Below are 10283 nucleotides of genomic sequence, written 5' to 3' on the forward strand. Positions count from 1 at the left end.
TTCATGCTTTCCGGAATCTTGATGTTTCCGGTAACTACGAAAGCTCAAGACGCAGACGCACAAGACTCTGCCGCAGTTGAAACAACTGAAGTTGTGGAAGCAGCTCCTACAGAACCTGCAATCGTCGATGACGAGGTTATGGGTGAAGAAAAAGGGTTCCACCAAATTATCAAAGAAAAGTTCATCGAAGGTGATCCAACTTACATGTCTCCAGTATTGATCTGTTTGATTTTAGGTCTTGCTGTTGCACTTGAGAGAATCGTTACATTGAACCTTTCTACCACAAACACAAAGAAATTATTGTCAAAAGTAGAAGCAGCTTTGGAGCAAGGCGGAATTGAAGCAGCCAAGGATGTTACCAAAAGTACTAAAGGTCCTGTTGCATCTATCTTTACTCAAGGTTTGATGAGATACACTGAAGGTATCGAAATGGTTGAAAAATCAATTATTGCATATGGTTCTGTCGAAATGGGCAGATTGGAAAAAGGCTTGGTATGGATATCTCTATTCATTTCTCTTGCTCCAATGTTGGGCTTCATGGGTACAGTTATCGGTATGATCGGTGCATTTGATGCGATCGAAGCAGCCGGTGATATCTCTCCTTCTCTTGTTGCCGGTGGTATTAAAATCGCCCTTTTGACAACAGTAGCAGGTTTGATCGTTGCGATTATTCTTCAATTGTTTTACAACTACTTGGTTTCCAAAATCGATTCTTTGGTGAATGATATGGAGGATGCTTCTATCTCTTTGGTAGATATCCTAGTGAAGCATAAATTGTCAAAATAATTTTGATTGGGCATGTGCTCAATTGATTCTTCACGTTAACTAAAGAAAAACTAGATATGGATTCTATAGACATTTTCCTTTACGTAGCTGATGTTTTAGTGATTATAGGAATTATTTTAGCGGTGGTAATGCCATTGATAAAATCATTTGATGATCCTAAAAGTTTGCTAAAATCAGCACTAGCAATAGTGGCATTGGCAGTATTATTCTTTATTGCCTATTCCATTTCCGACGGAGAAGTCCTACCTAAGTTTGCGAAAGAGCCTTTTAATCTCACTGAAGGCATGTCCAAATTTGTAGGAGGTTCTCTTATTATGACTTATGTAATGACAATTGTTGCATTGGCAGGTATAGTAGTTACTGAAATCTCTAAAGCAATAAAATAATGGCAAAAGGTAAAAGCAGAACATCTCAAGAGGTCAATGCAGGATCCATGGCGGATATTGCTTTTCTGTTGCTTATCTTCTTCTTGGTCACCACAACCATTGCCTCTGATAAAGGTATTCAAAACCTCCTTCCTCCTAAACAAGATCCAAATCAACCGCCACCGGAAATTGATTTGAATAAAAGAAATATCTACAATATCTTGATCAATGCAAATGATCAGCTTCTTATTGAAGATGAGTATGTCGAAAATACAGATTTGCTATCTGAGGATATAAAGGATTTTCTTTTGAATTTTGGTGCTCCTGATGAGGAAGCTGTTGCTTTATTCAATAGCCTTCCACAATCTTTGAAAGCGAGAGCCAATAGAGATGGGAATTCTTCCGATCATCCAATGAACGGAGGAGCTGTAGTTTCAATCAAAACGAATAGGGGAACGAGTTATGAAACTTACCTAGAGGTTCTTGATCAAGTAAAGAGAGCTTATTTTGAAATTTATGCCGAAAGGGTAGGTTTAACGGCTGATCAATACAGAGCATTGACAGGAAAAAATCCTGCTGAAAAAGCATTGATTGACAAAGGTAAAGAAGGAATTCCAATGGCTATTTCCATTGCTGAACCAGATAAAATAGGAGGTAATTGATATGGCAAAGTTTAAGAAAAAAACCAAGACTTCGGAAAACATCCCGACCTCAGCACTACCTGATATCATCTTCATGCTTTTGTTTTTCTTCATGGTTACTACCGTGTTGAGAGAGCAAGACATCTTGGTGGAACAAAAACTTCCTCAGGCTACTCAGCTTCAGAAATTGGAAAAAAAGACATTGATCTCCTATCTTTTTGTTGGAAAACCAAAAAACTCCAATCTATATGGTACTGAACCTAGAGTTCAAGCCAATGATGTGTTGATCAATACAAAGGATATCATCCTTTGGGTAAATCAAGAAAAAGATAAATTATCTGAGGCAGAAAGGGATCAAATAACCATTTCAATGAAAGCTGATAGGGACGTAAAAATGGGACCGATTTCAGATATTCAATTTGAATTGAGGGAAGCAGATGCACGTAAATTGTTATACGCATCCACCGGAAAGGTTCAGAATTAATCAAATTCAGATTTCAAATCATAAAGCTATCCCATAGGGATAGCTTTTTTACTTTAGATTAAATGAATGTTTTGAAAATAGGTCAAAAGAAGAAAGTTCAGAATGCTTGGGCAATGTATGACTGGGCCAATTCTGTATATAGCTTGGTGATTACCTCTACTATCTTTCCTGTTTATTTCAATGGAGTGACCAAATCCGAGGAATATGGGGACGTGGTTTCATTTTTTGGGTTCAAAATCGTTAATACAGTATTGTACTCCTATTCGATCTCATTTTCTTTTTTAGTAATCGCTTTGATCTCTCCTTTGCTTTCAGGAATGGCTGATTATGGAGGAAAGAAATTATTCTTTATGAAAGTATTTGCCTATTTGGGTTCGCTGGCATGTTTGGGATTGTTCTTTTTTGATGGGGACAATTTGGAATATGGAATAATCTGTGCCGTTTTGGCAAGTATTGGTTATGCCGGGAGCATAGTATTCTATAATGCTTTTTTACCCGAAATTGCAACTGAGGATGAATTTGACTTTTTGAGTGCAAGAGGTTTTGCGCTTGGATATATTGGGAGTGTTATCTTGTTGGTTTTGAATTTATTTATGATTCAAGCTCCCGAAACATTTGGATTGTCAGATGGAGGACAGGCTGCCAGATGGTCATTTTTAATTACAGGATTTTGGTGGGCAGGTTTCGCGCAAATTCCATTTAAATATTTGCCTGATAATCCTTACCATAAAAAAGTCAAAAAAGGGTTACTTCTTCAGGGTTATCAGGAAATAAATAGGATTTTTCAGATAGTCAAAAAAACAAAAGTGATGCAAAGGTTTTTGGCTGCCTTCTTTTTTTATAGCATGGGTGTTCAGACTGTCATGTACCTTGCTGCTACTTTTGGAGATAAGGAGTTGGGTCTTCCCGGTGATAAATTAATAATCACTATTTTGATCATTCAAATCGTGGCCATTGGGGGTAGTTATTTATTTGCCTATTTGTCCAAAGCTTTGGGGAATAAAATTTCACTTGTGATCATGGTTTTTATTTGGGTCTTGATATGTGGAGCTGCATACTATGTGGTCAATGAATACCAATTTTATGCTTTGGCATTTGTTGTAGGTATGGTGATGGGAGGGATACAGTCCCTTTCCCGGTCTACGTATTCCAAATTAATCCCCAAAGACACAACCCAGCATGCTTCCTTTTTTAGCTTCTATGATGTGACTGAAAAAATTGCGATAGTATTGGGTACTTTTTCTTATGGAATAATCGAACAGATTACCGGAAATATGAGGAACAGTTCATTGGCCCTTGGTTTGTTTTTCTTTGTGGGTCTTGGATTTTTGCTTCTTTTAAGGATTCCAAAAGAGGATTTTCAAAACATTGTCGAAATAAAAGATGCTTGATATTATTTCTGGAAATAGGGTCTCTGAGTTGGATAAGGCTTTTGTCAAATCAGAAGGAATATCCTCTTGGGATTTGATGGAAAGGGCTGCAATTTCTTTCTGTAACTGGTTTAAGATTGGCTTTGAAAATGAAAACAAAAAGATTTTTGTTTTTTGTGGTCCTGGTAACAATGGGGGAGATGGGTTGGCCATAGCTAGGTTGTTAGAAATGGAAGGCTTTGGTGTGACAGTTTTAATTTTTGAGGATTCAGTAAATTGTAGCCAAGATTATCAAATCAATTTCAAAAAGCTTCCAATCGGAGTAAGAGTTCTTGGTTATAGAGATTTTGATTTCAATCAAGTTCATGGTAACATTTGCATTGATGCGATTTTTGGAGTTGGGGTAAATAGACCGCTTTCAGGTAAATTCCTCGAAACAATTAATTCCCTTAATCAGTGTAATTCCGAAAAAATTTCAATAGATATGCCTTCAGGCGTACCGTCTGATGGTATTTTAGTGGGTACTGCATTCAAAGCTGATTTTACTTGTACCTTTCAATTTCCCAAATTAGGACTTTTGCTTCCCGAGCATGCTGATTTTACTGGCAAAATTGAAGTTCTTGACATAGGAATTCCTTCCTCTTTTTTAGAATCTTTTGGTCAAAAGAGACATTTTGTTCAAAAGCAGGATATTCCACATTTACACAGGCATTTCAATGGATTCAGTCACAAAGGAGATTTTGGAAGGATTCTTTTAGTAGGAGGGAGCAAAGGGAAAATGGGTGCGATATTGCTTAGTGCTAGGGCTGCCATGCGGTGCGGGAGTGGATTGGTTCATGTGCAGGCTCCGACGGAAGAGAGATTGATTTTGCAGATTGGAGCTCCGGAGGTGATGGTTGCAAATGATCAGGTAATCGAGCACCTTGGTGATTTCGATGCAGTCGGTATAGGACCGGGTTGGGGAACGGATATTGAACCCGATGATTTCAGAATGATCCTTACCTCCTTTAAATTTCCCATAGTTGTAGATGCTGATGGATTGAATCTGCTTTCTAGGAATAAGAATTTGCTTGAGTTTTTACCACAGAAAAGTATTTTGACGCCACATCTCAAAGAATTTGAAAGGCTTGTAGGTCCATGTCAAAATCACATTGAAAGGCTTCAAAAGGCTCTGGATTTTTCCTCAAAATTTGGAGTTTACTTGGTTTTGAAAGGAGCGTTCACTTCAATTTCTTGTCCTGATGGTTCTCAGTATTTTAATTCTTCCGGAAATAAATATATGGCAACAGCAGGAGCAGGGGATGTGCTGACAGGAATGCTTACTTCATTTCTTGGTCAGGGCTACAAGCCATTAGATGCTGCGATTTGTGGAGTCTTCCACCATGGTTTGGCAGGTGACTTGGCTTCTATGGATAAAAGAAAAGGATTGATTGCTTCAGATATCATTGATTCCATTCCAAGAACATTTTTAGAGCTTGGGATTGATTGATTTTTTTTTCTTAGAATTAAGAACTTTAATAAATATGCTTTGGTTGCATAAAAAGTCTTTTCAATCTCATGAATAAAGAAAAACTGATTCTTTGGACCCTTGCGGCCATCAATTTTACCCATATTGTGGATTTCATGATCTTGATGCCTTTGGGGCCACAGTTGATGAGGATTTTTGAAATTACACCAAGAGAATTTGGTTTACTTGTTTCTTCATATACATTCAGCGCAGGGATTAGTAGCTTTCTAGGAGCTTTTATTTTGGATAAATATGACAGAAGGACTATTCTTTTATGGGTATTTTCAGGGTTTCTTCTTGGGACAATAGCATGTGCGCTTTCTCCGAATTATACTATCTTGTTGATTTCCCGTATTATTTCAGGGGTTTTTGGGGGCCTTACTTCAGCTTTGATCATGGCAATAATCGGGGATGTTATTCCTGATTCACGCAGGGGAAAAGCCATGGGTCTAGTCATGGCAGGATTTTCTGTTGCCTCAGTTGTTGGTGTTCCTTTTGGTTTGTATATAGCCAGTATTTCCAATTGGCATGCTCCTTTCATTTTTCTTACAGGTCTTTCTTTGGTCATATTGAGTTTGATATTCAAATTCATACCTACTATCACAGCCCATCTTAATAGCCAACAAATAAAACCGACCCCGATACAAGTTATCAGAAGAGTGACAGGTAACAGTAATCAGATGAGAGCAATTTCTCTTACTATCATGATGATGTTTGGACAGTTTATGATTATCCCCTTTTTGAGTCCATATATGGTCGCTAATGTTGGATTTTCCGAAATCCAACTTACCTATATCTATATGGCCGGAGGGCTGTTTACAATTTTTACTTCTCCTTGGGTAGGAAAATTGACAGATAAATATGGGAAGATTAAGGTATTTACTGTTTTCATGACTTTGAATATCATCCCGATTGGGTTGATTACGCATTTGGGACAGACACCCATTCCTTTTGTTTTGATGATTTCTACCTTGTTTTTTGTTACTTCCAATGGAAGAATGGTTCCGGCAGCTGCCATGATTACAGGCACCGCAAAGCCCGAAAACAGAGGTAGTTTTCTAAGTTTCAACTCTGCTGTACAGCAATTGGCAGCAGGTATTGCATCATTTGTTGCAGGGTTGATTTTGATGGAAGGTGTAAATGGCCAATTAGTCAATTATAATATTGTAGGATATTTTGCCATCTTTTTTAGCCTTTTATGTATTCCTTTGGCAAGAAGAATCAAAGTGATAGATACCGATGAACCTAAAGTAGATCTTGGAGATTCTATTGAATTGGAAATCAAAAGAAATGTATAGAAAAGCCCCCAAAAAGTAACTGACTTAATGGGGGCTTATTGATTGTAAATGTTTTTCAATTAGAATTCAGCGTGTCCGGGAGTTCTTGGGAAGGCAATGACATCTCTAATATTTCCCATACCGCTCACAAAGAGCACCAACCTTTCAAAACCAAGACCAAAGCCGGCATGAGGTGTAGATCCGAACCTCCTTGTATCTAGGTACCACCACATTTCTTCAGTAGGGATATTCATCTCTTCCATCCTTCTTGTCAAGTTATCCAGCCTTTCCTCTCTTTGGGAACCTCCGACAATCTCTCCTATGCCAGGGAATAAAATATCCATGGCAGCCACAGTTTTGCCATCATCATTTTGTCTCATGTAGAATGCCTTGATGTCTTTCGGATAGTCTGTCAAGATTACAGGTTTGTTGAAATGCTTTTCAACAAGGTATCTTTCATGCTCCGACTGAAGGTCAACACCCCATGATTCTACCAAATATTGAAATTTTTTCTTTTTGTTATGGTTTGAATTTCTGAGGATATCAATGGCTTCGGTATAGGTGATTCTTTGAAAATCATTTTCTACGACAAACCTGAGTCTGTCAAGAAGACCCATTTCACTTCTTTGATCGGCTTTTTTGGTATTTTCTTCTTCTGCTGCTCTTTTGTCCAAAAACTCAAGGTCATCTTTGCAGTTTTCCAAAGCATAAGAAATCACGTATTTCAAGAAATCTTCTGCCAAATCCTGATTGTCCTCAGCATCATAGAATGCCATCTCCGGTTCGATCATCCAAAATTCCGCCAGGTGTCTTGCAGTATTGGAATTTTCAGCCCTGAATGTAGGGCCAAAAGTATAGATCTCAGCCAAACCCATGGCGGCAAGCTCACCTTCTAGCTGTCCGGATACCGTCAAATTTGTTTCCTTTTCAAAGAAATCTTCCTTAAAATTGATCTTTCCTTCCTCATTCAAAGGAGGATTTTTCATATCTAAAATCGTCACCTTAAATGTCTCTCCGGCCCCTTCTGCATCTGAAGAAGTGATTATCGGGGTATGGATATAAAAGAATCCCTTGTCATTGAAATACTTATGGACTGCAAAAGCCAAAGCATGTCTCACCCTGAAAACTGCTCCAAATGTATTGGTGCGGATCCTAAGGTGTGCAATTTCCCTTAGAAATTCCAACGAATGTTTCTTTGGCTGCAAAGGATATGTCTCAGCATCTGCCTCTCCGAGGATTTCAATGGAGGAAGCTGCCAACTCAGCCTGCTGTCCCGCTCCCTGCGAAGCCACTATTTTCCCTATTATTTTTATACAGGCTCCGGTAGTTACTTTTTTAAGGATTTCCTCACTGATGAATGCTGGATCTGCCACCACTTGGTAATTACTGATAGTGGAGCCGTCATTGATGGAGATGAATGTTACGTTTTTATTACTTCTCTTGGTTCTCACCCAGCCCATAAGGACCGCTTCCTGACCGATAAGGTCATTTTCAAGAAGTTTTTTTATTTTGATTCTTTTATTGAAAGACATAGAAAGTGGAAATTGATTTTGTTAAAATAATATCCGCAAATGATGGATAGTTAAAGGGAATGCAAAAAAACGATTAAATAAGCTTTTTATCAATAATTTGTTCTTATTTCCTAAATTTGAAATAATGAAGGTAAAAGAAAACCGTTTTTGTTTAGCTTCATTCTTAATTCTTTTGAAATATATTAGAGTATGCAAAAAGTACATTTAAGCCAGCTACTTTCACAGAAACTTTCCCCACAGCAGATTCAATTTATCAAGCTGCTGCAGGTTCCGACAGCAGAATTGGAATCCCGTGTGGAGGAAGAACTCGAAATCAACCCGGCTTTGGAGGAGGGAAAAGAAGAGGATAGCAGTGAATCAGAAGATAATGACTATGAGGATAGCTATGAGGATGATGCAGGTTTCGAAGACAAAGATGTAAATATCGATGATTATCTAAGCGATGATTATAGTGGATACAAAATGCAGGGTGATGGCAATTACTCTCCTGATGAAGATGACAGAGAGATACCCATATCAGGTGGATCTTCCTTGCATGAGCAGCTGATTACACAATTGGGATTTTTAAAGTTAAATGAAAGACAGAAGCTGATAGGAAGGCAATTGATCGGAAGTATTGAAAATGATGGATATATAAGGAGGGACTTGGAAGCGATTATCAATGATTTGGCTTTCAGCCAGAATATTGAAACTGACCTGGATGAAATTGAAGAAATTTTGAGAAAAATTCAAAATTTTGATCCTGCAGGTATAGCAGCAAGGAATCTTCAGGAATGTCTTTTGATCCAGCTGGAAAGAAAAGAGCATCCCGACGATCCTGTTGTCCAAAATTCCATTAAAATCATCAGCGAATGTTTTGAAGAATTTACAAAAAAGCATTATACCAAAATCCAGAAAAAGCTTGATTTGAACGATGAGGATATCAAAGAAGCCGTCAACATGATTACCAGGCTCAATCCCAAGCCAGGCGGGACATCTGATGGGCTTGTTAAGACCCAATATATTATCCCTGATTTTATACTGACCAATGTTAACGGCAAATTTGAAATATCCCTAAATTCAAAAAATGCACCTGAACTTCGGGTCAGCAGGTCTTATTCAGAGATGTTTGATGCTTATGACAAGAGTGATAAAAAGGATAAAAAACTAAAAGACACAGTCACATTTGTAAAGCAAAAACTGGATGCTGCCAAATGGTTCATTGATGCCATTAAGCAAAGACAACAAACATTGCTTAAAACCATGCAGGCTATTTTGGATTACCAGGAAGAATTTTTTGTAGATGGAGAGGAGACAAAGTTGAAGCCCATGATCTTAAAGGATATTGCTGATAAAATAGAGATGGATATTTCCACAGTTTCCCGTGTGGCAAACAGTAAGTCAATACAGACAGAAGTGGGGATTTTTCCTTTGAAATATTTTTTCTCAGAAGGCATTGCAACTGATTCTGGTGAGGATGTGAGCAATAAAGAGGTAAAAAGTGTCTTGCAGACTATGGTGGATGGAGAGAGTAAAAAAAGGCCGCTTTCAGATGATAAGCTGGTCAAAATTCTGAATGACAAAGGTTATAACATTGCAAGAAGGACAGTTGCTAAATATAGAGAGCAATTGCAAATCCCTGTTGCTAGACTTAGAAAGGAATTATAAGTGGCACAGAAATTTGCTTTTTTGGTTTCGTACCTTTTTCAGCCACTATTAATCCCAACACTGATTTTTCTGTTTTTGCTCTTTGGTGTTCCCGAAGTTTCAGCATCTCAGTATTATAATCAATGGATGATAGTATTGATGGTCTTTTTGACCACATTTGTGATGCCTGCGTTGAGTATTTTTGCAATGAAGCTGACTGGGAATTTAACCTCAATACATCTAAACAATAAGGAAGACCGTGTTTTTCCATTTTCCATGGTCAGTCTTTTTTATGTAATATCTACTTATTTGTTTTATTTGAAATTTGATATTGAACCGGTTTTTATACTTGCTTTGGTTTCAATATCAATCTGTGTTATTTTACTGACGAGTATCTCATTTTTTTGGAAAATAAGTGCGCATATGACTGGGATTTCAGGTTTCTTGGCCATCATTATTGTTATTGCTTTAAAAAATCCAAGCACTAATCTTGTCAATATTATGCTTTCGGTAATCATTCTATCAGGTATCATCGGTTCATCAAGGCTATACCTAAATGCCCATAGCCCTTTGGAAATTTTGGGAGGATTCTTATTGGGGTTCTCAGTCTGTTTTGGTGGATTCTATTTCTACCTATAAAAAAAGCCGGCTAGCCGGCTTTTTTTATAGGTAGAATGATTTGTGTTTCTAAAATA

The 10283-nt window shown here is 37.8% G+C and carries 10 protein-coding genes; 9 read left to right on the forward strand and 1 reads right to left on the reverse strand.

Annotated features, from left to right (window positions below; translation table 11 throughout):
• The 7 genes from ACZFYI_RS09520 to ACZFYI_RS09550 all read left to right on the forward strand — a co-directional run.
• Nucleotides 1-786, forward strand: a 786-nt coding sequence (locus ACZFYI_RS09520) for a MotA/TolQ/ExbB proton channel family protein (RefSeq protein WP_462523893.1), incomplete at its 5' end; no start/stop codon positions are given.
• A 56-nt stretch (nt 787-842) separates the two neighbouring features.
• Nucleotides 843-1172, forward strand: a complete 330-nt coding sequence (locus tag ACZFYI_RS09525) for a hypothetical protein (RefSeq protein ID WP_462523894.1) — start codon at nt 843-845, stop codon at nt 1170-1172.
• The gene (locus tag ACZFYI_RS09530) at nt 1172-1813 is read left to right on the forward strand and encodes an ExbD/TolR family protein (protein WP_462523895.1); all 642 of its coding nucleotides are present in this window, start codon (nt 1172-1174) and stop codon (nt 1811-1813) included. Before ACZFYI_RS09525 ends, ACZFYI_RS09530 begins: the two co-directional genes overlap by 1 nt.
• 1 nt (nt 1814) lies before the next feature.
• Complete coding sequence (locus tag ACZFYI_RS09535; RefSeq protein WP_462523896.1) at nt 1815-2276, forward strand: ExbD/TolR family protein; 462 nt, start codon at nt 1815-1817, stop codon at nt 2274-2276.
• Nucleotides 2277-2338: 62 nt separating this feature from the next.
• Nucleotides 2339-3667, forward strand: coding sequence for an MFS transporter (locus tag ACZFYI_RS09540; RefSeq protein ID WP_462523897.1), 1329 nt, complete (start codon nt 2339-2341; stop codon nt 3665-3667).
• The gene (locus tag ACZFYI_RS09545) at nt 3660-5135 is read left to right on the forward strand and encodes an NAD(P)H-hydrate dehydratase (protein WP_462523898.1); all 1476 of its coding nucleotides are present in this window, start codon (nt 3660-3662) and stop codon (nt 5133-5135) included. Before ACZFYI_RS09540 ends, ACZFYI_RS09545 begins: the two co-directional genes overlap by 8 nt.
• 68 nt (nt 5136-5203) lie before the next feature.
• The gene (locus ACZFYI_RS09550; protein ID WP_462523899.1) at nt 5204-6451 is read left to right on the forward strand and encodes an MFS transporter; all 1248 of its coding nucleotides are present in this window, start codon (nt 5204-5206) and stop codon (nt 6449-6451) included.
• Between the two features lie 59 nt (nt 6452-6510).
• Here the strand turns inward: ACZFYI_RS09550 and asnS are convergent, their stop codons facing one another.
• Nucleotides 6511-7962 carry an asparagine--tRNA ligase gene (asnS, locus tag ACZFYI_RS09555; protein WP_462523900.1) on the reverse strand — a complete coding sequence of 484 codons (1452 nt, stop codon included), beginning with the start codon at nt 7960-7962 and terminating at the stop codon, nt 6511-6513.
• 189 nt (nt 7963-8151) lie between these two features.
• Between asnS and rpoN the strand changes: the two genes are divergently transcribed.
• Both rpoN and ACZFYI_RS09565 read left to right on the forward strand, forming a co-directional pair.
• Nucleotides 8152-9609 (forward strand): RNA polymerase factor sigma-54, encoded by a 1458-nt coding sequence (rpoN, locus tag ACZFYI_RS09560; protein ID WP_462523901.1) that lies wholly within the window; start codon nt 8152-8154, stop codon nt 9607-9609.
• Nucleotides 9610-10227: a phosphatase PAP2 family protein gene (locus ACZFYI_RS09565; protein WP_462523902.1), complete on the forward strand. Its 618-nt coding sequence runs from the start codon at nt 9610-9612 to the stop codon at nt 10225-10227.
• Nucleotides 10228-10283 lie beyond the last annotated feature (56 nt).

It is taken from the genome of Aquiflexum sp., from assembly GCF_977115555.1.

Bases quoted from the DNA above. Each gene is read 5' to 3' on its own strand.
- rpoN (WP_462523901.1), top strand. From the start codon at position 8,152: ATGCAAAAAGTACATTTAAGCCAGCTACTTTCACAGAAACTTTCCCCA.
- asnS (WP_462523900.1), bottom strand. From the start codon at position 7,962: ATGTCTTTCAATAAAAGAATCAAAATAAAAAAACTTCTTGAAAATGAC.
- ACZFYI_RS09545 (WP_462523898.1), top strand. From the start codon at position 3,660: ATGCTTGATATTATTTCTGGAAATAGGGTCTCTGAGTTGGATAAGGCT.
- ACZFYI_RS09530 (WP_462523895.1), top strand. From the start codon at position 1,172: ATGGCAAAAGGTAAAAGCAGAACATCTCAAGAGGTCAATGCAGGATCC.
- ACZFYI_RS09525 (WP_462523894.1), top strand. From the start codon at position 843: ATGGATTCTATAGACATTTTCCTTTACGTAGCTGATGTTTTAGTGATT.
- ACZFYI_RS09535 (WP_462523896.1), top strand. From the start codon at position 1,815: ATGGCAAAGTTTAAGAAAAAAACCAAGACTTCGGAAAACATCCCGACC.
- ACZFYI_RS09550 (WP_462523899.1), top strand. From the start codon at position 5,204: ATGAATAAAGAAAAACTGATTCTTTGGACCCTTGCGGCCATCAATTTT.
- ACZFYI_RS09540 (WP_462523897.1), top strand. From the start codon at position 2,339: ATGAATGTTTTGAAAATAGGTCAAAAGAAGAAAGTTCAGAATGCTTGG.